The sequence below is a fragment of the Bradyrhizobium sp. NAS80.1 genome (assembly GCF_001908205.1).
Taxonomy (GTDB): domain Bacteria; phylum Pseudomonadota; class Alphaproteobacteria; order Rhizobiales; family Xanthobacteraceae; genus Bradyrhizobium.
Genome location: NZ_LGHL01000006.1, coordinates 19,146 through 45,512, shown reverse-complemented (window position 1 = coordinate 45,512; position 26,367 = coordinate 19,146). Strand labels below are relative to the sequence as shown.

23 protein-coding genes and 3 pseudogenes are annotated in these 26,367 nt (G+C 61.7%); 12 read left to right on the top strand and 14 right to left on the bottom strand.

The features are described 5' to 3' along the window. Positions 1-55: 55 nt before the first annotated feature. On the bottom strand, positions 56-1,642 hold the full coding sequence (locus tag AC629_RS01455) for an ABC transporter substrate-binding protein (protein WP_084802996.1): 1,587 nt from the start codon (positions 1,640-1,642) through the stop codon (positions 56-58). Between the two features lie 237 nt (positions 1,643-1,879). Here AC629_RS01455 and AC629_RS01450 point away from each other — a divergent pair, with 237 nt between their 5' ends. After that, on the top strand, positions 1,880-2,746 hold the full coding sequence (locus AC629_RS01450; protein WP_084802995.1) for a VOC family protein: 867 nt from the start codon (positions 1,880-1,882) through the stop codon (positions 2,744-2,746). After that, positions 2,743-3,213 carry an Lrp/AsnC family transcriptional regulator gene (locus AC629_RS01445; protein ID WP_074120307.1) on the top strand — a complete coding sequence of 157 codons (471 nt, stop codon included), beginning with the start codon at positions 2,743-2,745 and terminating at the stop codon, positions 3,211-3,213. The genes AC629_RS01450 and AC629_RS01445 overlap by 4 nt, the downstream gene beginning before the upstream one ends. A 76-nt stretch (positions 3,214-3,289) precedes the next feature. Here AC629_RS01445 and AC629_RS01440 read toward each other — a convergent pair whose 3' ends face one another. After that, positions 3,290-4,609, bottom strand: a complete 1,320-nt coding sequence (locus AC629_RS01440; protein ID WP_084802994.1) for an ATP-binding protein — start codon at positions 4,607-4,609, stop codon at positions 3,290-3,292. Continuing rightward, the gene (locus AC629_RS01435; RefSeq protein WP_084802993.1) at positions 4,606-5,268 is read right to left on the bottom strand and encodes a response regulator; all 663 of its coding nucleotides are present in this window, start codon (positions 5,266-5,268) and stop codon (positions 4,606-4,608) included. Before AC629_RS01435 ends, AC629_RS01440 begins: the two co-directional genes overlap by 4 nt. A 103-nt stretch (positions 5,269-5,371) precedes the next feature. Between AC629_RS01435 and AC629_RS01430 the strand changes: the two genes are divergently transcribed. Genes AC629_RS01430 through AC629_RS01420 form a run of 3 tightly spaced genes read left to right on the top strand, consistent with a single transcriptional unit; the run spans position 5,372 to position 7,878 of the window. After that, entirely contained in the window at positions 5,372-6,427 is a 1,056-nt protein-coding gene (locus AC629_RS01430; protein WP_084802992.1) for a cytochrome c biogenesis protein CcdA, read from the top strand. A 13-nt stretch (positions 6,428-6,440) separates the two neighbouring features. Next, entirely contained in the window at positions 6,441-7,202 is a 762-nt protein-coding gene (locus tag AC629_RS01425) for a thioredoxin family protein (RefSeq protein WP_084802991.1), read from the top strand. A 40-nt stretch (positions 7,203-7,242) separates the two neighbouring features. Next, the gene (locus AC629_RS01420; protein ID WP_084803056.1) at positions 7,243-7,878 is read left to right on the top strand and encodes a DsbA family protein; all 636 of its coding nucleotides are present in this window, start codon (positions 7,243-7,245) and stop codon (positions 7,876-7,878) included. Between the two features lie 125 nt (positions 7,879-8,003). Here AC629_RS01420 and AC629_RS01415 read toward each other — a convergent pair whose 3' ends face one another. The 7 genes and pseudogenes from AC629_RS01415 to AC629_RS01385 form a co-directional block, all read right to left on the bottom strand. Continuing rightward, positions 8,004-9,002, bottom strand: a complete 999-nt coding sequence (locus tag AC629_RS01415; RefSeq protein WP_084803055.1) for an FAD:protein FMN transferase — start codon at positions 9,000-9,002, stop codon at positions 8,004-8,006. 11 nt (positions 9,003-9,013) lie between these two features. After that, a pseudogene (locus AC629_RS01410) lies at positions 9,014-9,566 on the bottom strand (nitrous oxide reductase accessory protein NosL). Next, positions 9,563-10,390 carry a DUF2705 family protein gene (locus AC629_RS01405; RefSeq protein ID WP_084802990.1) on the bottom strand — a complete coding sequence of 276 codons (828 nt, stop codon included), beginning with the start codon at positions 10,388-10,390 and terminating at the stop codon, positions 9,563-9,565. The pseudogene AC629_RS01410 and the gene AC629_RS01405 overlap by 4 nt, the downstream one beginning before the upstream one ends. After that, on the bottom strand, positions 10,387-11,298 hold the full coding sequence (locus AC629_RS01400; RefSeq protein WP_084803054.1) for an ABC transporter ATP-binding protein: 912 nt from the start codon (positions 11,296-11,298) through the stop codon (positions 10,387-10,389). Before AC629_RS01400 ends, AC629_RS01405 begins: the two co-directional genes overlap by 4 nt. Then, a pseudogene (locus AC629_RS01395) lies at positions 11,295-12,651 on the bottom strand (nitrous oxide reductase family maturation protein NosD). Before AC629_RS01395 ends, AC629_RS01400 begins: the two are co-directional and overlap by 4 nt. Positions 12,652-12,665: 14 nt before the next feature. Further along, complete coding sequence (nosZ, locus tag AC629_RS01390; RefSeq protein ID WP_084802989.1) at positions 12,666-14,615, bottom strand: TAT-dependent nitrous-oxide reductase; 1,950 nt, start codon at positions 14,613-14,615, stop codon at positions 12,666-12,668. 1 nt (position 14,616) lies between these two features. Next, positions 14,617-16,892 (bottom strand): annotated as a pseudogene (locus AC629_RS01385) (4Fe-4S binding protein). Between AC629_RS01385 and AC629_RS44750 the strand changes: the two are divergent. Continuing rightward, complete coding sequence (locus AC629_RS44750) at positions 16,845-17,141, top strand: hypothetical protein (protein ID WP_143198834.1); 297 nt, start codon at positions 16,845-16,847, stop codon at positions 17,139-17,141. The pseudogene AC629_RS01385 and the gene AC629_RS44750 sit on opposite strands and share 48 nt — an antisense overlap. Positions 17,142-17,312: 171 nt before the next feature. Next, complete coding sequence (locus tag AC629_RS50085) at positions 17,313-17,483, top strand: DUF2249 domain-containing protein (protein WP_349530963.1); 171 nt, start codon at positions 17,313-17,315, stop codon at positions 17,481-17,483. A gap of 54 nt (positions 17,484-17,537) precedes the next feature. Here AC629_RS50085 and AC629_RS01375 read toward each other — a convergent pair whose 3' ends face one another. After that, entirely contained in the window at positions 17,538-18,740 is a 1,203-nt protein-coding gene (locus AC629_RS01375) for a 6-phosphofructokinase (RefSeq protein WP_502692996.1), read from the bottom strand. Positions 18,741-18,788: 48 nt separating this feature from the next. Next, positions 18,789-19,940, bottom strand: a complete 1,152-nt coding sequence (locus tag AC629_RS01370) for a fructose-1,6-bisphosphatase (RefSeq protein WP_283845164.1) — start codon at positions 19,938-19,940, stop codon at positions 18,789-18,791. 363 nt (positions 19,941-20,303) lie between these two features. Between AC629_RS01370 and AC629_RS01365 the strand changes: the two genes are divergently transcribed. Further along, positions 20,304-20,753 carry a YbhB/YbcL family Raf kinase inhibitor-like protein gene (locus AC629_RS01365; RefSeq protein WP_084803052.1) on the top strand — a complete coding sequence of 150 codons (450 nt, stop codon included), beginning with the start codon at positions 20,304-20,306 and terminating at the stop codon, positions 20,751-20,753. 110 nt (positions 20,754-20,863) lie between these two features. On the opposite strand, the gene AC629_RS01360 is transcribed toward AC629_RS01365, so the two are convergent. Beyond that, positions 20,864-21,061 carry a hypothetical protein gene (locus tag AC629_RS01360; protein WP_084802987.1) on the bottom strand — a complete coding sequence of 66 codons (198 nt, stop codon included), beginning with the start codon at positions 21,059-21,061 and terminating at the stop codon, positions 20,864-20,866. Positions 21,062-21,530: 469 nt separating this feature from the next. Between AC629_RS01360 and AC629_RS01355 the strand changes: the two genes are divergently transcribed. The 4 genes from AC629_RS01355 (at position 21,531) to AC629_RS01340 (ending at position 25,832) form a co-directional block, all read left to right on the top strand. Then, a complete protein-coding gene (locus AC629_RS01355) occupies positions 21,531-22,862 on the top strand; it encodes an ABC transporter substrate-binding protein (protein WP_084802986.1) in 1,332 nt (443 codons plus the stop codon). 75 nt (positions 22,863-22,937) lie between these two features. After that, positions 22,938-23,879 carry a carbohydrate ABC transporter permease gene (locus tag AC629_RS01350; RefSeq protein ID WP_084802985.1) on the top strand — a complete coding sequence of 314 codons (942 nt, stop codon included), beginning with the start codon at positions 22,938-22,940 and terminating at the stop codon, positions 23,877-23,879. 3 nt (positions 23,880-23,882) lie between these two features. Beyond that, on the top strand, positions 23,883-24,734 hold the full coding sequence (locus AC629_RS01345; RefSeq protein WP_084802984.1) for a carbohydrate ABC transporter permease: 852 nt from the start codon (positions 23,883-23,885) through the stop codon (positions 24,732-24,734). Between the two features lie 3 nt (positions 24,735-24,737). Next, positions 24,738-25,832 (top strand): ABC transporter ATP-binding protein, encoded by a 1,095-nt coding sequence (locus AC629_RS01340; RefSeq protein ID WP_084802983.1) that lies wholly within the window; start codon positions 24,738-24,740, stop codon positions 25,830-25,832. 6 nt (positions 25,833-25,838) lie between these two features. Here the strand turns inward: AC629_RS01340 and AC629_RS01335 are convergent, their stop codons facing one another. After that, complete coding sequence (locus AC629_RS01335) at positions 25,839-26,324, bottom strand: adenosine-specific kinase (RefSeq protein WP_084802982.1); 486 nt, start codon at positions 26,322-26,324, stop codon at positions 25,839-25,841. Between the last annotated feature and the right edge of the window lie 43 nt (positions 26,325-26,367).

Below are 26,367 nucleotides of genomic sequence, written 5' to 3'. Positions count from 1 at the left end.
TGTCGCCATGCTCCGTTAAGAGCGGCCAGAGCGTCGAACGCCCTGGCCGGTCGGCTTACTGATCAAGCCACACGTCGTACCAGCTGGAAGAGTCCCAGCGCGGCGTGTTGTGGTGGTTCTTGAGCTTCTTGTTGGTGATGCCAAGGAACGGATGCTCCATGGCGAAGATGACCGGCAGATCCGTCATCTCGAGCTTCTGAGCCTGATGATAGAGGTTCGCGCGCTTGGCAGAGTCGAGTTCGACCGCCGCCGCGTCGATCAGGTCATCCATTTTGTCGGACTTGTAGCCGAACTGGTTGGACCACGCGGTCCCGACCGGAGCGCCCGAGCGAAGCCAGACGGTGGTGGAGACGGCTGGGTCGGCCCGAAACTGGTGCCAGCCGCTGGCGGTGTCGAAATCGTGGTCGCGATAGACACCGTTCAGGAAGCCCGGCGCATCGTTGGTGACGAGTTCGACGCTGATGCCGACCTGCTTCATGGCCTGAGCAAAATACTCGCCCCACAACTGGGTATACTCACCCCACGGCGCCGGACGATGCTTGAGTTTGAAGCGGATGCCTTTGGCGTCCGGTTTGTAGCCGGCCTCGTCGAGCAGGGCTTTCGCCTTTTCGACATTATAGGGATAGGTCTGCACCTCGTCGGTGTAGTTGGCCCCCGCCGCACTCGGAATCGGACCTCGTCCGGGCTTGCCGTAGCCGCGCATGATCGTCTTCAGCGCGAAGTCGGTGTCGAGCGCGTGGTAGATCGCCTGACGGACGCGAAGATCGGAGAGGATCGGATTACGAAGATTGAACTCGATCGTCGAATGAGCGACGTTGTTCTCGAACCCCTTGGGACCCACGTCGAAGCGCGGATCCTTGCTCAGGCGCACCATGTCTTCCATGGAAATGCCGTTGAAGCCGGACTCATGCATTTCACCGGCTTCCAGCGCCGCCGCGGCGGCCGCCTTGTCCGGGATGAAACGCCAGATCACGCGATCGAGGTAAGGATACTCCTTGCCGCGCCAGTAATCCTTGTTGCGCTCGCCGATGATGTACTCACCGCGCTTGTATTCGACGAACTTGAACGGCCCGGTGCCAACAGGCTTCTGGTTGTAGGGATTCTTCAGGATGTCGGTGCCTTCGTAGAGATGTTTCGGCACCGGATGGCCGAGATCCGGCATCGCAGCCACGAGAAGCTCGAGAGGCATCGGCTTCGAATACTTGAAGACCGCCGTATGCGGCGTCGGACAATCAACCGCTTCCAGATTCGCCTGCAGCGTCGTGGAATAGTTCAGCAGCTTCTTCCACAGGTTCATGGCCGTGAAGGCAACGTCATCGCAGGTGAACGGCTTGCCATCGTGCCACTTCACGCCCTCACGCAGCTTGAAGGTGATCGCCTTGCCGTCAGCCGAGGATGACCACTCGGTGGCGAGGACGCCCACATAGCCGTCATAGGCCTTGTCGATCAGCGGCTCCATGAACTTGCCGCTGATCTGATAGACGCCGGTCGATGCACGAAGCGCGGGGTTCAACACACCCTGCTCTGCATTCATGTGAATGACCGCGGTTCCACCGCGCTTGACACCTTCGGCTTGCGCCGCAGCTGCAATGACGCACAGCGCACCTCCGAGCAGCAAAAGCCGCCTCCTCGCCCCACGCATAACATTCCTCCTAGCCTCGAAATTCCGCAAACCGCACCTGCCGCGCTGCGGACGCGGGCACTGTTCCAACACTCGTCACAGAATGTCAATAAAAACTACGAAATAGAGTATTTTTGTATTTTTGATCCACTCCAGCCGCATATATTAGAAATTGTAACTCACGATAACCCTATTGCGTGGACAAATAAGCTATACAACAGAAGACAATTCCTGATTCCACTCATCGAGAAGCATTGCATGACCCATCCCGTCAAAGGCGTCGATCATATCGTCCTTCTGGTTTCCGACCTGGATGCCGCGGCCAAGCGCATCGCCGCTCTCGGCTTCACGTTGTCGCCGCGCGGAACGCACAGCCCTCACATGGGGAGCGCGAACTACACGATCATCTTTTCCGACGACTACTTCGAACTGCTCGGTGTGATCGCGGAAACTCCGCGCAATGCTGGAAAGCGACAATTGCTCGCCGTGCGCGGAGAAGGCATGTCGGCAATCGCCTGCCGGATTGGCGACGCTCACGAAGCGCGCGCCTCGCTTGCCGAACTGGGAATTGCCACCAGCGACGTCATGGAGTTCTCGCGCCCGCTGCCATTGCCCGACGGAAGCACGGGCACCGCGGCATTTTCCGTCACCACTTTCGAGCGACGCGAAGTGCCCAGGGGCGAAATGTTCATGTGCGAACACAAAACCCGGGACATGGTCTGGCGCCCCGAACTGATGACCCACGCCAACGGAGCGCTGGCGTTGAGCGGCATTGTCGTTGCCTCTACGTCACCGGAAGAGAATGCGCGGGCCTATGCCCGCCTGTACGCGGCAGGAAATATCCGAGAGGTGGAAAACGGATTCTCGGTGACGACCGGTGAAAAATCAGCGTCGATCATATGCATGACGCCTGCCGCTATCACCGAATACTACTCCGGAATGGATCCCGAAAAGATCCTTCGCGGAGATTTTGCGGCGCTTCAGATCGCAGTTGCTGACATCGCAGCGACGCAGGCGCACCTGCAATCAAAATCGATCGGCTTCGTGAAGGGCAAGTCCGGGAAAAGCGTTTTCGTCTCCCCCGCCGATTCCGGCGGCACTCTGATGGAGTTTATCCAGAAATGACGACAAGCTTCGATGAGACCGATCGAAAGATTCTCGACCTGCTTCAGCAACGCGACCGTCCGGTCGGCGAGATCGCCGAGGAAGTTGGACTTTCGCAAACGCCTTGCTGGCGCCGCATCCGACGGATGGAGGAAGCCGGCGTCATTCGCAAGCGCGTGACGCTTGTCGATCCCAAAAGGGCCGGCGTGCCGATGACGGTATTTATCTCCGTCACCGCGCCGCGGCACGAAATGGCGTGGCTCGTCAAATTCCGTCAGATGATCGAGAGCATCCCGCAGATCGTCGAAGCCTATAGGCTCACAGGGACGGTCGACTACATCCTGAAGGTGCTGGTCCCCGACGTCGCAGCTTATGATCAGGTCTACAAGGCGATGATCGAGAAGCTGGAGTTTTCACAGATCAACTCTTCCATTTCCATGGAAGAGCTCAAATTCACAACAGCTGTGCCAACGAACTATCTGTTGTGAAATAGCGGACAGCCGGCCTGCCTTCCCCAGTTCGGAACGCATGCTCACACTGGCCTTTCTTGGATCGTCGGCGCCGCTACGTCCGGACGCGGAACGTCAGTTCGGACCGGGCTCCGCTGCGACCCGTACGGTTCGATATGGTCACGTCGGCTCCGATTTTCCCGAGCGCGAGCTTGACGATCGCCAGACCAAGTCCGCTCCCGATCGGGCTTCTCAGCCTTCCACGGAAGAAGCGGTTGCCGAGCTTGTCGAGCTCGTCGGAAGGTATACCCGGCCCTTCATCCTCTACCAAGAGGGAGTTCGCCCAGGCGGCCCAGACGATGCGGCCATCGCGCGTGTGCTGGACCGCGTTTTCATGCAGGTTGCGCAGCGCGAGTTGCAAGCACTCGGCATTGGTGTCGAGGATCATGTCGCGAGCGCTCGCTTCGATGGTGACCACCGTTCCTTCGTGCCTCGGAGTATCCGCGACGATTTCCGCGAGCATCGGACCGACCTCGACCCGACTTCTCGGCGCGTCGGCGACATCGGCGTCGAGCTTGGCGATCGTCAGTAGTTGACGCACTAGACGCGTGCTCTTGTCGACCGCCGCGATGATCTGCTCGAGCGCGCCGCGTACGACCTTCGGATCCTTGGCCGCAAGCGCGACCTGAGCCTGCGTCTTGAGGCCGGCCAGCGGCGTGCGCAATTCGTGCGCGGCGAAGGCTGTCACTTCTCGTTCGTGGCGGCGCGCCGCCTCCACTCTGCCGAGCAGCCCGTTGAGCGCGGCCGCCAAAGGTCTGACTTCGATCGGCGCCTGATCGGCCTCGACTTGCCGCATATCGTCCGGGCCCCGCTCGACGAGGTCCTGCGCCATCCGCCGCAGCGGTCGCAGCCCCTGCCCAACGCTGGCCCAGATCGCCGCACCGAGCAGCGGCGCGATCAACAGCGCTGGAAGCATCAGCCCTTTGATGAGATCGGTCACCAGGCGTTCCCTCAGGGATAGCCGATCGCCCACCATGACACGAACGTTGTGGTCGGCATCCTCCACGGAATACACGCGCCAGGTCTCACCGTCGATCGTCCGGTCAGAGAAGCCGGACGAGGCGGACGAGAGCTGCTGGTCGGGCGCACCGCTCGACTTGGCGACCATCCGCCCGTCGAGCGACCAAATCTGACACGACAATTGCCGTTCGTAGCTGCCGAGTTGCGCGATGGCGGCGGGCGCCGATTTTCCGGGAAGATTTTCGAAGCTGGACGCAAGCGAAGCAACCATGCGGGCGGCCTCCTGAAGGCGCGTGTCGAGGACCTGCTCGACCTCGCCGCGGCTTCCGACATAGATCCAGATTACCGCCGCCAGCCAGACGATTCCGGTCGCGGCAAGCAGCGTCGCGAAAAGTCTCAGCCTGAGAGATCTCATCGGGCGGCTCCCATCCGGTAACCGACGCCGCGCAGCGTCTGGATCGCGTCCTTGCCGATTTTTGCGCGGAGATTGTGGATGTGTACCTCCACGGCATTGCTCTCAATGTCTTCCTGCCAGCCGTAGAGGCGATCCTCTAGCTCCGACCGCGAGCGCACTTGTTCGGGACGCTCCATCAGCGCAGACAGTATGGCGAACTCCCGTCTTGACAGGTTGATCGGTTTGCCGTCGACGGTCGCCGAAAAATCCGCGGGCGAGAGTACGATCGCGCCGTGCGTCAGGGAGGGCGCCGCCCGCCCGCCTTCCCTTCGGACAATGGCGCGCAGGCGCGCGGCAAGCTCATCGAGATCGAATGGCTTGGCCAGATAGTCGTCAGCTCCTGAGTCCAGGCCGCACACCTTATCGACGACGCTATCGCGCGCAGTCAGAAGCAGGACGGGCGTAGCGTCCCCACGATTCCGCAGGTTCCGCAGCAAGTCCAGACCGCTTCCATCAGGCAGCATGACGTCGAGAACGATGGCGGAATACCTCGCAGATGCGATTGCGGCATCCGCGTCCTCGCACGATTCCACCGCGTCGACAGTAGCGCCCGACAACGCCAGGCCGGCCCGCAGACCGTTGGAAAGGATCGGGTCGTCTTCGACGACGAGAATTCGCATGAAAACCTCCGGAACCTCCTCTCGGTGGCCTGCCTTAAGGCTGGCTTAAGGTAGCCCATCCAATCCGCGGTCATCCGCATACAACGCAGGACCGCCACAGAAAATGCCGGGCATTCTCCGTCTCTCGATCGCACTATTCGTTCTTCTGGGGTCCCTCGTTACCGTGCGAGCCGAGACGCCCCCGCCGGCCGACCAAGTCTTCCGTCTGCGGGTCGCGGCGGAAGACAGCGGCGTCAAGCTAGTCTGGACGATTGCGCCCGGCAACTACCTGTATCGCGCGATGATCGTCGCGAAGAACGCGAAGCCGCCAGGCGCGCCGATCGCGCTCCGAACGCCTGCCGGGGAACCCAGGGACGATCCCGACTTCGGCCCACAGGAAGTGTATCGGGACACGTTGCAGGTGGAGATCGCGGCTCTCGATCTGCAAGGGCTCCACGAAATCGTGGTGACCTATCAAGGGTGCGCGGAAAAGTACCAGATCTGCTACCCGCCCGTCTCCAAGACGATCGATCTGCAGACGCTCGCGATTGCGGGACCGACCGTCGCGGACGTCGGCTCGTCTGGCGGCCGATCGTCCTTCGTGGACGCTCCACAGGATGTTACCGGCGATGCCGATCGAGGCGGCTCGACCGACGCTTCGCAGGGACCGGCGGCGGACCTCTCCTACTGGATCACGCTCGGCGGCATGCTGGCGTCATTCTTCGGTTTCGGCGTCCTGCTGTCCTTCTCGCCCTGCACGTTTCCGCTGGTGCCGATCTTCTTCGGTCTAATGGCGCGATCCCAAGAGCGCCTTTCGTTCGGGCGCGGAATCGCGCTCGCGGCCACGTTCGTCGGTGCGTCGGCGTCGGCATATTCGATGCTCGGCGCTTTCGCCGCCTGGTCGGGATCGAGCGCCAACCTGCAGATCCTTCTGCAGACGCCGATCGCGCTGGGCGTCATGAGCGCCGTCCTCGTCGTCCTCGCCCTTTCGATGTTTGGTCTCTTCGAGATCCAGTTGCCTGCTGGCTTGGTCAACCGAATTTCGGGCGCGGCGTCCCGTGGCGGTCGTGGACCGCTGGCGGCCGCCGCCGTGCTCGGCTTCGGATCGGCACTGCTCGCCGGCCCATGCGTGACGCCCCCCGCTTGCGACGGCGCTGCTCTCCGTCGCGCGCACCGGTGACGTCGCGCGGGGCATGGCCGCCCTTTTTCTGTTCGGCGTCGGCATGGGTGTGCCGCTCCTGGTCTTCGGCGCGCTCGGCCCCCGCTTCCTGCCGAAGCCAGGCAAATGGCTAGTCCGCGTCCAGCACGCCTTCGGATTCATTTTGTTGGGCGTGGCAATCTCGATCTTCTCGCGGGTGCTTTCGCAGCAGTTGACGCTGCAGCTCTGGGGCGCGCTCGCCATGGGCGTCGCCGTCTATCTCGGAACGCAATTTCTGATGGCACACTCGTCGGGTCGGTTCGTTTCGATGGGCATCGCGACCGTCGCGATGCTGATCGGATCGGTACTCCTGATCGGCTCGGCAGGCGACGACAACCTCACTGCGACACACATTCTCGACCGCTTCGTTTTGCGGGAGTCCGAACAGGCCGACTACGTCAGAACGATCCGTTCGATATCGGCTCTTGACCACGAACTAGCTGCGGCGCGCGCCGAGAACAAGCCGATCATGCTCGATTTCTCGGCCGATTGGTGCGTCGAGTGCAAGGCGATGGACGCCGTCCTGCGCAGGCCCGACGTCCGCCAGAGGTTGCAGAGCTTCCGCATGGTGCGCGCAGACGTGACCGCGGTCGACGCCGCCAGTCGCGCCCTAATGGAGCGCTTCGAGATCGTCGGACCGCCGACCGTCCTGTTTTTCGGAAGAAAGGGAGGCAGCGACCCCACGACCCGGATCATAGGCGCTGTCGATGCCAACGCGCTTCTCGCGAAATTGTCGACCGTCGTAACGGTCGACTGACACCCAACCACCGAAGAAGGACCCCCTCATGTTGCCACGCATCTCCAGACGCACGCTCGCTCAGATCCTCGCCGTCGCCGGCGCGCGGTATCTCATCGCGCCGGCGCGTGCCGACGACAATCCCAGCGAAGCGGATGTATCGCGCGAAGCCATCCTCCGCGATCCTGCGACGCCGACGACCGGCAACCCTAAGGGCGATCTGACGATTGTGGTGTTCTTCGACTACAACTGCCCGTACTGCAAGCAATCGGAGCCGGAGCTCATGCGTCTGGTCAAGACCGACGGGAGGATCCGTCTCGTCTACAAGGATTGGCCGATCCTCACCGAGGCGTCGATCAAGGGTGCGCAGTGGGCCTTGGCAGCGAAGTATCAGGACCGCTACGACGAGGCACACTACGCGATGATGGCGATTCCCGGAGCGAAGATTCCCGCGGAACGGATGCGGGAAGCGATCGCGAAGGCGGGCGTTGACATGGACCGTCTCGATGCCGATCTCCAGACCCACGCGGGCGAGATCACCGCGCTTCTCAGGCGCAACCTCGCCCAAGCTGACTCGCTGGGGCTACAGGGAACGCCGGCGTACATCGTGGGCCAATACAGAGTGACTTCGGCGCTCAATTACGAAGGCTTCAAGCGCGTTGCCGCGGATGCGCGCGCCCATGCGGCCAAGAACTGAACCGCGCCGATATCATAAGCTGCCGTCGAAGCATTTGGGACTCGTTGGCAAGCGGTAGCGCGAAAAAGACAACCGGAACGAATCCCCCCGGTCGTGCTGCCGTTCCGCCAGACCGAAACGATGCTTCAAGCACCACATACGGTCATCAGACCATCCGTAGCGATCAGGCGCGCCTGCACATTCGGCCGGGAGGCGACGATATCCCGTATCCGCGGAATAGACATCAGGCTGAAGGCAGTCGAGAGCGCATCAGCTTCGGTTGCGCTCGGAGCGACAACGCTGACGGTTCGATAGAGAGACGGGCTCAGTCCCGTTGTCGGGTCGAAGAGATGAGTAAACCGGCCGGTGGCGTCGAAGCGGAATCCGGCGCCGGCCGGTGTCGCGACGGCGCGGTCGACGAGATCGATCGTCTCAGTGAGGGCGCCTGGCCTGTCCGGATCTGCAAGACCGACACGCCACGGCCCCCCTTCGGGCCGCGACCCGATTGCGCGAATCTCTCCCATATTGACCAAGGTCGTCGACAAGCCCGCCTTTCGCAGCTTCTCGACGACCTTGTCGGTCGCAAACCCCTGCGCAATACCGTTCAGAGTAATCGCAGCGCCGCGATGCGCCAGAGTAATGCGATCTGGCGTCACCAGCAGCCCGCGGTGGCCGACCCTGGTCAGCACCTCGGCGAGCTTCTCGCTCGGCGGGCCATTCGGGTCCGGACGCTCCGAAGAGAAATAGTCGGCATAGAGCAACCACAACGGCTGAACGGTCGGATCGAATGCGCCGCCGGTCAGATCGCCGAAAGCCAGCGAGGCCTCGAGCAGGGCCACCATGTCAGGATCCGGCGCAACGAGAATACCGGTGCGGTTGAGCGTGCAGATCGCGGAGTCCTGGCGATACAGGCTGAATTGCTGCTCCAGCCTTCGTACGTCGAGAAGACAGCTACCGACCAATCGCTCGGCCTCGGCGCGGTCCGGATGATAGATCTCAATCGAGACCTGCGCTCCGAGCGCCGAACCTTGCCAGCGCACAGCCCCCTGCGCCCGAGCGATGCGCGAGCCGCTCACGAAAGCCGAACCGAGCGCCGTCGCCGTGATTGCGATCATCCGTCGCCGCGAGAGAATTGGATTGCGCATCATCGGGATCCTCAGTTGGGCCTGACATCGCCACGATCATGTTCGACAGCCTCGCCTGCCGTATCACTACCCAGCACGTAGGAGCCTGGAATCTCCGCAAGTGTCACCACTCGCCCGCCATTGTCGGTCGCAAACCCGTCGGCCGCAGCCCGGTTGCCGAACGGGACCGCTTCCGCTGCCCCCATGCCCCCCCTGCTTCCGGCTCTCGATCACGAAGAACGCCTTCTTTGCGTCAATCCAGTTCGTTGCACCAGGCTCCTCCCAACTGGTCGCGCGGGCCATGTCCGAGACGTAGATTGCCCGGATGTCGCGCGGCTGATCCGGCATTAACGTGAACGCCACGGTGTCCCGGACGGAGGTGAACCAGAATGGATCGATGCGGCCCGCTGTGATGATCTGGCCCTTGGGTCCAGGATGCTCCATCAGGTTCATGCCGCAGAAAACGCCCATCGCATCGTGCGTGAGCGGAAGCGGCGGCGGCATGCTGACGTTACCCGCGTCTGGGTTGCAACCGGCGAGAAGCAGCGCCGCGATGATGATCGCACCGACGGATCTACGGGTCATAGTTCCCTCCGTGCGAAGAAGGTCGCCGCAAGCCCGAGCGGTGTCACGATCCAGACCAATAGACCCAGCAAGAGCGCAGCAATGCCGGTGGTGGCCGTTCCCGACAGCCCGGCCATGCCGGAAAACTGGCTCACGTTGAATCCGGTGAGATTCGCCAGACGGTAAAGATCCGTGGGATTGAGGAACAGAAGCCATTCGAGGACCGTTGCCGAGATGATCTGTCCCTGGTCGATCACCAGGATCCCAAGCAGCGCCATATCGAACACCAACACCATCAAAAGCCAGATGCCGACCGACAGGCCGGCCGCGGTGCCGCGGTCTCGAACCAGACTGCTGATGAGATATCCTATCGCCACGAATACAGCCCCGAGCATGATCGACGTCCCGAGCATGGAGGCAAAGGCGTACCAGCTCGCTGCCAGTGCGGTGGTGCCGGTGATCGCGAGCGCGGCGGCCGCCGCGCCATAACCGAGGATCGTTGCGAAGGCGAGGATCAGGACGTGACCGCAGAATTTGCCGAGGATGACCTGGCTGCGCCCTACCGGGTAGCTCAACAGCAGGATCATCGTGCCGCGCTCCATTTCACCGACCACCGCATCGTGCGAGATCAGTAGCGCGATCAACGGCAACAGAAAGATCGTCAGGCTGGACAAGCTGACAACCACGACGTCGAGGGCGCCGGCGCCGACATTGCCGGTGGGAGCGCTGCCGAGGAACGTCAGCGACAAGGCAAGCGCGGCAAGCAGAAGCGTTGTCGCCAACACCCAGCGGTTCCGCAAGCCTTCCTGGATCTCCTTGAAGGCGATGATCGTGACCGTCCTCACGCGGCCGTCTCCTGCGTGTTGAGAAAGTGTGCGTAGAGATCGTCGAGCGTCGGTGCCGCAATTTCGATGTTCTTGACACGTGGATCGCCCGCCGCCGCGCGCAACAGATCCATTTTACCCTTCTCGTCAGCCACCAGTATGGTCCTGCGGCCCTCGGTTGAGATGGTTTCGTCCGCGATCGGCCCAGCAGTTGTGTCATCGGCGCCGGCCGCCAGATCCAGCGAGACCCGGATCGGTAACTGCGAGAGCGAGCGCAACTCCGCCAACGTGCCTTGTGCGACCAGCCGGCCCCGGTTCATGATCAGGACATGTTCCGCGCGATCCTCGAGTTCATTGAGCGCATGGGACGAAATCAGGACGGTGGCGCCGTCGTCCCGCAATTCGTTCAGAATCTCGTAGAACGTTTGCCGCAGCGCCGGATCGAGCCCCGTGGTCGGCTCATCCAGCAGCAGCACGCGTGGCTGCCCAAGCAGCGCCTGGGCCAGACCCAATCGCTGCCGCATCCCCTTGGAATAGGTTCCAACGCGGCGATCGGCGGCATCACTCAATCCGACGCGCTCGAGCAGCGCCCATGCCGAGGCCGGCTTGATCCGCTTCAGGCGCGCATAGAACGCCAGCGTCTCCCGTCCCGTGAGAGCGGCGTTGAATGCGACATTCTCGGGGAGATAGCCAAGCAGCCGGCGCGCCGAAAACTCGCCCGCCGCCGGATCCTGCCCCATCACACGGATTTCGCCGCGATCCGAGCGGATCAACCCCAGCATCAATTTGATCAGCGTGGTCTTGCCGGCGCCATTGTGGCCAACCAGCGCGCTCAGCCGCCCTGGGACGAGAGAGAACGAGACGTCGCGCAGCGCACGGACCTTGCGATAGTTCTTGTCAACACCGGTCACGGAAACGGTCGCGGTCATCTGGCGCTCCACTCGGGCGAGGGCTTCGGCGGCGGCGCGACCAGCGGATGACTATCGACGACGCCGCCGGGATAGAGAGCCGGAAACTGCGCCTGCGCCCAGCGCAAGACCTGCACCGCCGGGCTGTTGATCAAGACCTTGGCCGACGGCGCCGTCCACAGCACGCGGTCGACCAGATCGTTAGGCCGATACGCGGTGTCGGCAATGCCGTCACCGTTGAGATCGAACGCCGGGTTGTCGCTCCAGTAATTGCCGCGGCCCCCCTTCGACCAGTCGAGATCGCGCGTGCCGACATATTTTACCTGGTTGCGGTTGCCGACGAATGCATTGCCGGTGATCTCATTGCCCTCCGAGCCAGCCGTGAAGTGGACACCGATCCCGCAACGTTCGAACCAGTTATTGCGGAACTTGTTTTGGTTGGTGTTGTAGATGAACACGCATTTTTCCGGCCCACTGCGAACGTCCCGCGTTGGCCGTATGTCGGGCACCATTTCCTTCTCGTCGTCCGCCCCTTCGCGGCCGACCGCGACATTGTCCAGCGGTCCGCCAACGACCTGGTTGCCGTCGATTTCGGCGTAATTGGCGTAGTTGAACAGTATCCCGTAGTCCCGGTCGCGATCCGAGATGTTATTGCGGATCACCAGTCGGTTCGAATACATGATGGCATAACCGACGGTATTGCGCACGGAAACGTTGCCGCTGACCTCGCTGTCGTTGGTGTACATGTAGTGAACCGCGAAGCGTACCTGTTCGAAGCGGTTGTTGATGAAGCGGTCTTTGCGGCTGCTGATCGTGAAGATGCCGTCTCGACCATTGCGGAAGGTGTTTTCGGCAATGGTGACGTCGGGCGCATTCCAGAGCGACACGCCATTCCCGCTCTCGCTGCGCGCCCCTCGCGCAATCCCTCGATGACGTTGCGTTCGACGCGGAGCCCGCCGCGCCGTGAACGTAGATGCCGAACAGGTTCCCTTCCAGGCGATTGTTTTCGATCACCGCGCGCTCGGCAGTCTTCTCGAGAAAGATCCCTGAGTTCATGGCCTGGAGATCGCGGCCGGAATCCCTGATGGTGATGCCGCGGATCGCGACATCAGGCGCGACAACGGTAATGACATTGCCGGACCCGCCACCACTGAGCACGGCATCGGGTCCTCCGGTCAGGACAAGGCGACGGTCAATTCTGAACTCGCCCTTGTAGACGCCAGGCGCCAGCCTGACGACGTCGCCTTCCTGCGCACGGTCCAGCACCGCCTGAAGCGGCTGGTCCGCGGCAGCTTTCAGCTCCGCCGCGGCGGCGGAACCACAGATTCCGGCGGCGAGGATCGCCGCCGGAATGAGTCGTTGCAGGAGAAGCACGAGCAGTCCTCGCTTCAGACCATCTTGGGCTCGACCAACATGCGGCCCTTCATCTCCATATGCATGGCATGACAGAACCACGAGCAGTAATACCAGTAGACGCCGGGCTTATCCGCCGTGAACGACACCGAGGCCGTCGCCATCGGCGCAACCTCCATCTGGATGCCGTAGTTCACGATGCAGAAGCCGTGGGTCAGGTCCTCCACCGCGTCGATATTGGTGATGTAGACCGTCACCTCGTCGCCCTGCTTGACCTGGAATTGCTCCAGGCCGAACGCCGGCGCGGTCGACGTCATGTAGACGCGAACCTTGTTGCCGTCGCGGATGACCTTGGAGTCGGCTTCGAGATTGATCCCGTCGGCCTTCGCCTGCTTCACCGCGTCCGCGAACATCGGGTCTGCCCGATCCCAGATCGAGATCGGGTTGATCTTGGAGCGATGGACGATCGTGGCGTCGTGCGGCTCGGCGAAGCTCGGACCGTCGTGGACGAGAATCATCTTGTCGCCCGATATGTCGATCAACTGATCGTTCTCCGGCTTCAGCGGACCCACATTGAGGAAGCGGTCCTTGGAGAACTTGTTCAGTGAGATCAGCCACTTTCCATCAGCCTCCTTGGTCTGGCCCATGGAGGAGTGGTTGTGACCGGGTTGATAGTGAACGTCGAGCTTCTGGATGATGGGATCGACCTTCTCGCCCTTGAAGGCGCGCTTTGCGAGATCGATGTTCCATTTGCAGACCTGGCTGTCGAGGAACAGTGTCGTATAGGCGTTGCCTCTGCCGTCATAGGCCGTATGCAGCGGCCCGAGGCCAAGTTCGGGCTCGGCCACCACAACATCGCGCGGCTTGATCTTGTCGTCGAACAACTGGTCGAACAGCCGAACATCCATCACCGTGACGGTCGGCGACAGCTTTCCAGCTGCCACGATATGGATGCCATCGGGGGCAGTATTCATGCCGTGCGGATTGTTCGAGACCGGGACGTAACGCGTGTAGGGTGAGCCCTTGCGACCGTCGAGCACCGGTACGCCGTTCATCTCCTTGAAGTCGCCCTTCTTGACGCCCTCCTCGATCCTCTTGAGGTTGAAGATCACGACCCAATCCTGCTCGTTGGCCGTCATCTCGGCCAGGGTGACGCCTTCTTCCGCATTGTAGCAGGTCGAGAACACGTATTTGCCCTGGTAGTCGGAGTCGACGTTGTCGAGATTGCCGTCGACGATCACCTGCCACGCGACTTTCATGGTATCGCCGTCGAGCGCCGTGAAGATCGCATGGTACTCCTTCGGCTTGTCGAGCACCTTGCCATCGTTCGGGAGCGGCACGCCGTCCTCGCCATTGCAGAACACGTATCCGGTGCGGGGATATTTTTGCAGCCGCAGACCGTGGACCGTATGCTGGTTGGGCAACTCGATGATCTTGTCGCACTTCATGACGTCGAGGCGCACGCGCGCGACCCGGGTATTTGCCTTGTCGTTCATGAAGGCGTACCGGCCGTCATAGGTGCCGTCGGTGAATGAGACGTGCGGGTGATGCAGGTCGCCGTTCACGAACGTGCCGCCGCGGTTCTTGAGCATTTCGCGCGTGGCCGGCTGCAGCCCTTCGGTCAACACCTTCAGGCTCTCATTGGTCAATCCCCATCCCGTGGCGCTGCAGCGGTTGAAGACGGGAACGCGCATCAGCTCGCGCATCGAGGGGAGACCGACGATGCGCATTTCGCCGGTTTGGCCGCTGGAGAAGAACACGTAATATTCGTCGAGCTCTCCCGGCGCCACCTCGATCTTCTGCACCGCCGGACGCGCCGCCGGCGCCTTTGGTGTCGCCTTGGTCTGCGCGTCCGCAGCCGTAACGAGGCCGTGGCCGTCGCTCGACAGGCCGACGCCGCCCGCAATACCTACGCCGGCGGCCGCAGCCGTTGTCCCTAACAAAGTGCGTCGGCTGACGGATTTTCCGTTTTCGTTCTCGCTCATACTAGCCTCCTGGTTCTCGAGTTGGTGGCGGGGTGATGGCTTCCGTGCGCGGTAGCCCGACCGGCTTGCCGCCCGCAGTGAAAATCGTGCTCGGGCCCTTGCCGCCGCTGCGCATCGACGAAGACGAGAGTGCTTCGCGCTTTTCGCGCTTCAGCCGCACCTGGATCATGTGCGGGCAGCGGTGGTCGTCGAAGTAGAGTTCCTGGCAGTGCATGCAGTAGATGCACTCATTGACGTTGATGTGACCTTCAGGATGGATCGCCTGTACGGGGCATTCGTTGCCGCAGCGCTGACAGGGCGAGCCGCATTCAGGCCAGCGGCGCAGCCATTCGAACATGCGGATGCGGCCCGGAATCGCCAGCGCCGCACCAAGCGGGCACACATAGCGACAGAAGAATCGCTCGACGAACAATCCGGCCGACAGAAGCGTCAGTGCGTAGATCACGAACGGCCATTCGCGCGCGAACTTCAGGATGATCGCTGTCTTGAAGGGCTCGACTTCCGCAAGCTGCTCGGCGAACGCCGTCGAGTACAATGACATCCCGAACAGGCCGAGGAAGATGATATATTTGAGTGGCCACAGCCGCTCATGAAGCCCCCAGGGCAATCGGTATTGAGGAATCTTCACCGCCTGCGCAATGTTGTTGAGCAACTCCTGCAACGCGCCAAACGGACAAAGCCAGCCACAAAACGACCGCGTCCCCAGAACAAAAGCCCGGCGGCGATCGAGCACCACAGCAGGAAGATCAGCGGTGCGGAGAGGAAGTATTCCCAGCTGAATCCGGTCAATAGTGAATTGGCAAACGTCAGTACGTTGACGACTGACAGCTGGGCATTTGCATACCAGCCGAGCCACACGAGAATGAACGCGAGGTAAGCCCGGCGCACCCAGGTATAGATTTTCGGGCGGCGCACCAGTTGATTCTGAAAAAAGAAGATCAGGGTAAGCGCGCCGAGCGCGAACACGGTCGTGCCAATCTTGACGACGTTGCCTCGCCAGATCTTCATCCACAGCGGCTCGTCTTCAGCTGGCGGAGCTGCAGCGTCGTGCCGTTCTGCCGTCGATGCGGGCATACCGTCCGGCGTCTTTGCCGGCGAAGCCGCTGGCGGCTGCGCCACCGGCTCGCGCTTCATGTAGACGTCAGGTAGTGAATATCCGAGCTCGAAAGTCACCCATGCCTTGTCGCGCGCGCCCACGACGCGCTGCACGAGCAGTTGCAGCGCCCACGGCTCGGTCGGATCGAAACCGAACTCAGCCGGCACGACGAAAAGGGCGATCTCCGGAAAGTCGGGCGCGCCCTCGGCTTCGAGGATTCCAAGCCGGGTGTGGTCGCGATCGCGGAAACGGATGCTGTTGGTCTCCTGGATCAGTTCGATCCGATCGAAGATCCCGCCGCGAACGTAAGCGGCTCCCTTGAAGGAATAGCGGCCGGCCCCTGCGACGACGAGCGCCTGCTGGCCCGGCTTGAGCCTCGCAATCAGGCGATCGTAGCCATCGTTGCCGAGCAGGCTGCGGCCGACGGTGGGCACAGCGACGTCGGCGACATAAAGGTCGATAAAGGTGTCGCCGGGATCCCCCTCTTCCGGACGGGCCGCCGCGGCCGCGTTGCCGGATTTCTCGAAAGCCTGGTTTACATCGGCAAGGGACAGGGTCAGGCGGCGAACGGAACCGTCGCCGACCAGGCTTTGCCAATCGCGGATCTCGCTCTTGCTGGGATCAATGGCCTTGGTGGCTTGAGGCGCAGTGCCGACCTGCACATTGCCCTGGGCACCGAGACGGCCGCTCTTGATGAGTTTGGTCGCGGATCGGACGATGCTATCGCCCATCACCAGAACGGTGACCGTTGCGCCGCTGACGATGTCGACCTGCGGCGCGAGCACCGCTCCGCGTACGACCGGCTCCATATCGGTGCCGATCAGCTTGTTGACGGCTTCCAGTATACGTTTTTCCGGAATGCCCACCAGTACGATGGGCTCCTTGTGCTCGACCAGCTTGAGGCCAGTCAGCACGCCCTTCGGGCTGATTCCGACCAAAAGCTGAATCGGCTTGCCCGAGTAGCCGGTTGCATTGGCGAAGTCCGAATTCAAATAGACGAACCCGAGAAGCTGGTCGTCTTTATATGCCGGTACGATCGCCGGATCGCCTTGCGGCGATCCGAGCCTGTTTGCACCGGGAACCAGCTCGCCCGGCTCCGCCTTAGGCAGAAAGTCGCTCAATCTGCCAGCCGCATGGACCGGACAGCCGAGGCCGATCCAGCCGAGAACGGCCAGAGCCAACCCCAAGAACAGACGGATGGTGAAGAAATTTCGCAAGGGCGCCGCTTCCAGTTAGCAGAACGCCGTTGTTCTGATTCCCGCTTTTTTGTAGCAGCGCCACCGGGCTACGCGGAAGAATTGTCCTCGATTTATCTGGATGAAGCCGACAAAGCCGTCGACCCGTCCCGATTGGAGCTTGCCCAACAGCTTGCGGCCCGCTCCATTGCTCGACTGGCGGACCTTCGGAGCATCGCATCTCTGCCTGGATGATAGGCAGCGAACGTCTCGGACGCTTGCGCTGCGACAAAGACATGATCGCCGCCCCGGCCGATTCTGAACTCATGAAACAACGGCAACCCGTCGATCACTCGCCTGACGGAATGACGATTGATGTCCGCGCCATCCCGCGGCCAGCGCGCCATCCGTTGATCTTCGACACGTTTGATCGGTTGGGGCCCCGGGGAGTTCTTTTGTGTCGTAAGCGACCACGACCCGCGCCCGTTGCGCTACCTGTTCGACGTCAAGTGCGTGGGCGCCTTCACTTGGGATTATGTCGAGACGGGCCCGAATGTCTGGCGTGTCTGCATCGGCCGCGCCGCCGAGGCTGAATAAGTCACTACATCTCGGACAGCAGCGCAAGCTATCGGGATTCTCACCTGCCCCCTATTACGCGCGGTTGAGAAAGATCGGCAGCCCTTGCTTGTTGGCGTAGGTGGGGCGGTAGCGCTCCGTGTTGTAGGTGCTGGCGACATCCAGTTTGCGCGACCCGAGCTTGGCGTCGGGGATGGGCACGAGCTCGTAGCGGCCTTCTACCAGCGCCGACATGAGGCCGGTCTTGCCGTCCAACATGGCATCGTAGGCCATGTTACCGAACGTCAGGGCCACTAGCTTGTCGATGAAGTCCGGGTCGCCCGATCGCAAGTCGTAGGTGAGATCAGAGGTGATCGTCTCCTCGCCGGCGCGCCGCTTGATCTCGTCGGCTAGCGATTCCGCTACATTGGCTTTCCTGCGGTGACCGTAGGCGTCAGGCTCGCCATACTCCTGCAGCTTGTAGCCTTCCCATTCGGCCCCCTCGCTGAGCACGACCAGCGCGTAGTTGCTTGGGTTGCCGCGCTTGTCCTCGACGAGCAACTGGATCAGCTTGTCGAGGTCAACCTTGTACTCCGGTATGACGCATCGTATCGAGGTCGCGTACGCGGTGTAGAGCGCCGTAAATCCGGAATCACGGCCAAAGACACGGAAAATGCCAATTCGCTCATGCGAGCCGACGGTCGTGCGTTGCCGCTGGATGGCATCGCTGGCGCGGGTGATCGCGGTCGAGAAGCCGATACAGTACTCGGTGTTGCGTACGTCGTTGTCCATCGTCTTTGGGATGGCGGTGATCTTGACGCCGAGTTCGTTGAGCTTGGCCGCATAACTGAGCGTGTCGTCGCCGCCGATGGCAATCAGGTGTTCGATGCCCAGTCCCAAAAGGTTCTCCAGCACCTGACCGGTGAGGTCCCATGTCTTTTGCGCGATGCCGTCCTTGGTGCTCAGCGAGACTGGAACACCCCTGTCGACGAGATGATCGGGCAGCTTCTTTATCCTGGACGGATTGATGCGGCTCGAGTGCAGCACGGTGCCGCCACGCCGATCGATGGTGCGAGTGTTCTCACGGTTCAGCGGGACGATGTAGTGGGACCTGCTGTTAGGGTCCTCGATGTTCAAGTGCGTGAGGGCCTCCCAACCACGGCGCAGACCGACGACCTCGATGTCGTCCTCGCTGCCGCGATAAGTCACGCTCTTGATGACTGCATTGAGGCCGGCAACGTCGCCGCCGCCCGTGAGTATGCCGATGCGTTTCCGCGCCACAGCGCCTACCTCCATCATTTGGATGCACGGTGAATGCGACCACCGGGTTCAGATTGGAGGCGGTCGTTACTCGGCCGCTTCCGGCTTGCGCTCCTCGCGCAGCCGAAAACGCTCCAGGAGTGTGGTCACGGTATCCCGGAAGCCTCCATACTCCAGTTCGGAATAGGGCAGCATCGCTGCACCAGACCACCCTTGACTGCGCATCTCGAGGGCCTTGCGCTGGGCGCGCTGGCGGACCTCGTCCCACGCCGGGTTATCAAAGAAGTCGGTATAGGACTCGGAAAAGCGGCCTTCCTTGTCGATCGAAAAGCCGACGCAAGAAACGATTGGCAGGCAATACATCCCTGTCACGGGTGTATTAAGTGGCACGGGCATGAGCGGCATCACGTGCGACCCGCGGGCGTCACCGCCCACGAAGTGCGCTTTCGCGAAGGGCGAGATGATTTCCTCGGGCGCCGGGAATATCCCCTGGTTTCTGAGGATCGCGACAGGATCGTCCTTCCCGGTGTACTTGCCTGCGATCGTGTGAAGACGCTGCGCCGAAACAGCTGCAGCGACCTCGCCATGGGTCCGGGAAATGATGCGATCGATGCCAAAGCGCTCGTTGTCGCGAAGCAGCGCGGCAATATGGTAGCTGTCCGCAGGCGCGTCGAGTTCGATCACGCTGTCGCCGGTCGTGTTGTCCATGTCGATAATATCGAAACGGAAGCCCCTGATCATCGGGGGCAGCATCAGCCCGGCGCAGTACATTGGATCAGCAAAGGCAAGGTAGAGTGGCAGGTTGTACGCGCCCGGGCCGCATTTGTCGGCGGCGAACACCATGAAGGACTCCGCGGGTCTTGGACCCGAGAGGCTGTGGTCGAAGCTGAGCTCGGCAACACCCGGGCCGGCACCGCGAATGTTTCCGGAGGGCGCATCTGCGAGAAGATCCTGGCCCGCGCCGTAGAGACCGGACATCTTCGCAACCGAAGTGGCGGCGAGAAACGCCTTCCAAGCGAATTGATGAATCTCGGAGCTGCCTTCGCCCCGCGTGTGCGTCATGATGATCGCAATGTCGTCGCCGGTGTGGCAAATGAAGCCGTCGATCAGCAGACCTTTGCAGATCGCCTTCGCGACCTCGCCCTCGACGGCCGCCATCATGCGTGAAGACGGTTTCGTGTGTCCGCCGACGGAGCCAATGTCAGCCTTGATGACTGAAAGGGTGAGTTTCATGATCATTCCCCCGCGCTACTCAGCACCTCGGCCTCGGCGCTGGTCACGCCGGGGCACGGCGCTGCTGGCTCGGGGAACGCCTGTGGCCTCGATAGGTTCCACAGATCTGGTTCTTGCTTGATAGGCTCGTCCGACTGCCGAGGTCATGCAGAGTTTCCACTCAGGGCTCGGCTTGGACAACAACCGGCGCTGTCGCCGATATTCGCTGCGGCGCCAAAGCTGAATTGCACGCGCCAAAATCGAGCTATACTGCCGCGATCGCCGGCGGGCTGCTACCGATCCAGCGCGATCCGGCCGCTTCCGGAGGCCTCATCCGAGCCCAGTGAGCCCAGCCGCGCCTATGTCTCCTGCAACCTGATGGAGGGAGCCATGAAACTCGTTTCAAGCGCGTTCGCCGATGGAGCGCAAATTCCGAAACGGTTCACTTGCGACGGAGAAGACCTTTCGCCACCTCTGCAATGGTCCGATGCACCAGGCGGAACGAAAAGTTTTGTCTTGCTGTGCGACGACCCAGATGCGCCCGCCGGCACGTGGCACCATTGGGCGGCGTATGATCTTCCGCCAGTCTTAATGGAGTCTGCGGAGGGGGCCGCGCGGAACAAGAATGTGAAGCAGGCGGTCAACGATTTTCGGAAGGTCGGCTACGGCGGCCCGTGTCCACCCCCGGGCCACGGGCCTCATCACTATCACTTCCGGCTGCTTGCCCTCTCGACCGACCACCTTCAGGCAAAGGCCAACGCCTCCTGTCGCGAAATTGAGCGAGAGGCGCGCAAGTCCCTAATTGCGGAAGCGATCCTCGTCGGCTGGTATGAGAGATAGCGAACGCTGGCGGCACTCAGGCCGTTTCCGACGATTCAGACATCATCTGCCCAGCCAGTTGCTGCGCTTCCAGATACCTCCGTCGCAGCACAGTGCCAACCGATGGAATCCTAGGTCATTTTCTTGCTCTGCATCGCGTCATGCGGGTGACGACGGTCACCACGGCGATTCGACTTGCGAACATACGTGATGAGCGCCTCGGGGTTCTCAAGCTTCATCTTGAGAGCTGCGAGCAGTGCGTCCTCAGCCTCGATCGTGAGCGCCTTGGTACGCTTCGCGAGTTTCAGCCCGACCGTGTAGGTAATCATGGCAATTTCCCTGATCCGAGTTCTAACGATACCTCAAGCGGCGCCTGCCTGAAACAGCAAGCGACCGCGAGGAGTGGGGACGTGTTGCCCGGCAGACAGACGGGCGGTTTTGGGAATAGATGTTGCCACATTTATCGGTTCGACGCCCTCGATCGCGGTTGCGAGAGGCCAGGAGATAGCTGCTTCGACATCATCGAAAGGCAGCGTCGCGCAGCCAGGCTGGTCTTGTTGCATTGCCGCGGAGGCCAAGACGCGCGCGTTCGTCTTCGTTTCGACCAACTCGATCTTTGGCTTCCTCCTTTCGCTCCTTCGACCGGCGGAAAGCGTCCCTGGAAATGGTGCCCGCCGCCCCCTGCTACGCCGACAAAAGGTTTATCGGCACATTGAATAGCAACTTCTTCACGCCCAAATCTTTTACGGAGTTCCAAGAGAGGAGAATTCAGCACCAATAATAGGGAGGACATACACCATGACGCGCATAAGTCGGCGTGAGCTTCTTAAGCTTTCCGGCGGCGGTGCACTTGCGGCAAGGGCCGGAGGAATGGCGTCGATCGTTGCCATGAAGCAGGCCCCAGCCTACGCCCAGTCCACCACCCTCCACTGGTTGCGATGGAACGATTTCGTCCCAGCCTCCGACGCCCTTCTCCTGAAGGAGATTGTCCCGGAATGCGAGAAGGCGCTGGGCATCAAGCTCACCATCGAAATGATCAACGCCAACGATATCCAGGCCCGCACCACCTCGGCGATCCAGTCGGGCTCGGGTCCCGACGTCATCTGTGCACTCAACAACTGGGCGCAGCTCTACCCGGAGAGCGTTGCTGATGTCAGCGACGTCGCCGAGGAGATCGGCAAGGCCCAGGAGGGTTACTACGAAGAATCGAAGGTCGTCGCCAACGACGGCAAGAAATGGCTCGCCGTGCCCTGGTGCGTCGTCGGGGCGCAATTGGCCTACCGCAAGTCCTGGTTCGAGGAGATCGGCTATCCGGCGGGCAAGTTCCCGCAGAATTGGGAACTGTATCGCGCAGCGGGCAAGTTGCTCAAGGCCAAGGGGCGTCCGATGGGCCAGACGGTCGGCCACACATTTGGCGACGCACCGACCTATGCCTATCCGTTCCTGTGGTCGTTCGGCGGCAAGGAAGTGCTGGCCGACGGCAAGACCGTCGTGCTGAACTCCAAGGAGACGATCGAGTCCGTCAAATTCATGGCCGGTTTCTGGAAGGACGGCTATGACGAAGGCGGGCTCGCCTGGGACGATTCCAGCAACAACCGCGCGTTCCTCTCGGGCACTTGCAGTTGCACCCTGAACGGGGCCTCGATCTATCTCGAGGCCAAGCGCAAGCCTGAGGCCTATGCGACCGAGAACGGCACGCCGCTTTGGCAGGACATCCTGCACGCGCCCCTGCCGACAGGTGCCGCAGGTCAGTTCGGCTATCACCTGCCGATGTCGAACATGCTGATGGGCTATTCCAGGAATCAGAAGGCGGCCAAGGAGTTCCTGCGCTGGATCACCTCCAAGGACGTCTACCAGAAATGGTTCGACACCCAGCAGGGCTATACGGTTGGTGCGACGACGATCTGGGAGAAGGACAAACTGTGGGATAAGGACCCGGTCATGCTGCCCTACCGAACGGCGGCACGTGCCGGCCGCTTCCCTGGCTATGAGGGCCCGGCCGACCGACATGCGGCCGAGGTGCTGAGCAAATACATCATCATCGACATGTTCGCCAAAGCGGTGCAGGGAATGCCGGCGGAAGACGCGGTGAAATGGGCGCATGAGGAGGTCGCGAGGGTCCACGCCTAGAGCATGATCCGGCCCTCGAGCGCCGGACGGTCAATGAAAGTGGGGGCGAGCGGGCCACGGTCGAGAGGACTTGAGATGGCTGTCAGCGACGTCACGACTTCGGATACCTATGCGGTCTCCGTGCGCCGGTGGCCGATCACGCGTCTCCTCGAGGACGAGCGCTGGCTCGCATTCGTCCTGCTGCTGCCAACCCTGGTGCTGCTCGGCCTCTTCATCGCCTACCCGTTCGTCAAGGGCGTGGAGTTATCAGTGACGGATGCCAAGGTCGGCGTACCCGGCAGCTTTGTCGGGATGCAGAACTTCGCTCTGCTGCTGAACGACAGCATCTTCCGCGTCGCGGTGTGGAACACGGTCGTCTATACGGCGGTGACAACCGTCTTCAAGCTCGCCCTCGGCCTCTGGCTTGCGCTTCTCCTCAATCGCAACTTCAAGGGAAAAGCCTTTACGCGCGCCTTCATCCTTCTGCCGTTCATCATCCCCACGGTGCTCTCGACCTTCGCATGGAAGTGGATGTTCGATCCCACATTCAGCGTCATCAACTGGACGCTGTTCAGGCTCGGCCTCATCGGCACCCGGATCAATTGGCTGGGTGATCCGAGCCTGGCGCTGATCTCCGTGATCATCGTCAACATCTGGCGCGGCGTGCCGTTTTACGCGATCAGCCTGCTCGCCGGTCTGCAGACCATCAATCCGGAATTGCAGGATGCCGCGGCGATCGACGGCGCAAGGCCCTGGCAACGCTTCTGGTACGTGACATGGCCGCTCCTCCTGCCGGTCACGATGGTGGTGGTTCTGTTCTCGGTCATCCAGACCTTTGCCGATTTTCAGCTCGTCTATGTGCTGACCGGCGGCGGGCCTGCCAACGCCACCCACCTTTTCGCGACCTATGCCTACCAGATCGGCGTCGGCACCGGGCTGTTGAGCCAGGGCGCGGCGATCTCGCTCGCCATGTTCCCGGTGCTGCTCGTCGTCGTGATCGTGCAGCTCCTTTACATCCGCCGGGTGGAGACCCTTTGAGCCATGATCGAAGGTGCAAAATGGCGGCGCTGGGTTTTCTTCTACATCCCGTTGAGCGCCTTTGTCTTCACGCTACTGTTTCCATTCTACTGGATGATGGTCACCGCGGTACGGCCCGATGCCGAGCTCTACCGGCCCTGGAGCGCGCCGAACTACGCGCCGTTCTGGACCGCGCATCCGACCCTCGATCACATCACCTATCTCTTGCAGGAGACGTTGTTCAGCACCTGGATGCTCAACACGCTTTTCATCTCGATTGCTGCGACACTGATTTCGCTGTTCTGCGGGCTTTTGGCCGGATACGCGCTCTCGCGCCTCAAATTCCGCTTCGCCGGCATGCTCGGGACCGCCATCTTCATCACCTATCTCGTGCCGCAAACGCTGCTCTTCATTCCGCTCGCCGACGTCGTCCGCAACTTTCACCTCGGCGATACGCCGTGGGCGCTGATCCTGACCTATCCCACATTCCTGATCCCATTCTGCACCTGGCTCTTGATGGGATACTTCAAGGCGATCCCGCGGGAGCTCGAGGAATGCGCCCGCATCGACGGCGCCGCCCGCTGGCAGGCGATGCTCTACATCATCTTCCCGATCGCTGTGCCCGGAATCCTCTCGGCCGGGATCTTCGCGTTCACGCTGTCGTGGAACGAGTTCATCTATGCTCTGGTCTTCCTGTCCTCCCCCGCGCAGAAGACCGTCCCGGTCGGCGTCACGTCGGAGCTGATCCGCGGTGATGTGTTCTACTGGGGCTCGCTGATGGCGGGCGCCCTTCTGGGGTCCATACCCGTCGCATTCGTCTACTCGTTCTTTGTCGAGCACTACGTCGCGGGTCTCACCGGAGCGGTCAAAGGGTGAACCATGGCGCGGGTCGAGATACGCAATTTGAACAAGACGTTCGACGGGGTCCACGCCGTCAAAGACGTGAACCTCGAGATCAACGACAAGGAGTTCGTGGTTCTGGTTGGTCCTTCGGGCTGTGGCAAGACCACGACGCTGCGCATGGTGGCCGGCCTTGAATCCATCTCCTCGGGCGAAGTCCTCATCGGCGACAAGGTCGTCAACGAGCTGCCGCCGATGGATCGCGACATCGCCATGGTGTTCCAGAACTATGCGCTCTACCCGCACATGAACGTCTACGACAACATGGCGTTCGGCCTGAAGATGCGGCGGTTCGGTCGCGCAGAGATCGACGCACGCGTGAAGGCCGCGGCCGAGATCCTTGGCATCCAGGCGCAGCTGCAGCGCAAGCCGCGGCAGCTCTCCGGCGGCCAGCGGCAGCGTGTCGCCCTGGGACGGGCCATCGTTCGGCATCCGAAGGTATTCCTGTTCGACGAGCCGCTGTCGAACCTCGACGCCAAGCTACGCGTCCAGATGCGGGTGGAGATCAAGAAGATTCACGCTCGCCTCGGCACCACCGCCATCTACGTGACCCACGATCAGGTCGAAGCGATGACACTCGGCGATCGCGTCGTCGTCATGAGGGATGGTGTCGTTCAGCAGGTCGGCGAGCCGCTCGAGCTCTACAATGCGCCCGCCAACCGCTTCGTTGCGGGCTTCATCGGGTCGCCTGCGATGAATTTCGCGACGGTGACGATCGCCGCTGACGCCGACGGCTTACTGTGGGCCAACAACGAAGGCATCCATATCAAACTGCCGGCCGAGGTCGCTGGCCGGCTTCGTAAGCATGTGGGAGAAAGCGTCACACTTGGAATCCGCCCGGAGGACCTGCGCGCGGCCGCCAGCAGCGACGCAGCAGATCTCGCCGTCGATGTCATAGTCGAGGTCGTCGAGAAGCTCGGATCTGAGATTCTCCTGGATGTGAAGGTCGGCCCCAGCACGATGGTAGCCGCCGTAGAGCCGACCGTCAGGGCGAAAGTCCATGACCAGCTTCGCCTTGCCCTAAATCCTGACCGCCTGTACTTCTTCGACGGTGCGTCGCAAGCGGCGATCTGACGGCCACTACAGCTTGTAGCCGATCTTGCGCAACAGATCTTTCCGCCACGCAATGTCGGCGTCGGTTTCGACACCCAGCGGCGAGGCGCCGTCCACCACGCCGAGCACGCCGCGGCCCTGCTCCGTCTGGGCGACAATCACCTGGGTCGGGTTGGCTGTCGCACAATAGATGCGGCAGACCTCTGGCACCGCGCGCACGGTAGCCAGCACGTTGACGGGAAAGAATCCGTCACCGAGGAAGATCAGGAAAGTGTGGCCTGCGCCGATGGCCAATGCGTTGTCACGTGCGAGGACGAGAGCAGCTTCGTCATTGCCCGACCAGCGCACCAGCCGCTTACCGGAGGCCTCGCAAAAGGCCAATCCGAAGCGGATGCCCGGAACCGCGCCGACCAGCGCCTCGTGAAGGTCTTCCACGGTCTTGATGAAATGCGACTGGCCGAAGATAAAGTTGGCGGCATCCGGCTTGACGATGGGTACCACGGTAAGTTCCATGGCTGCGCTCCTGTAAGGTGAGCTGCGCAATCCATGGTAGGCC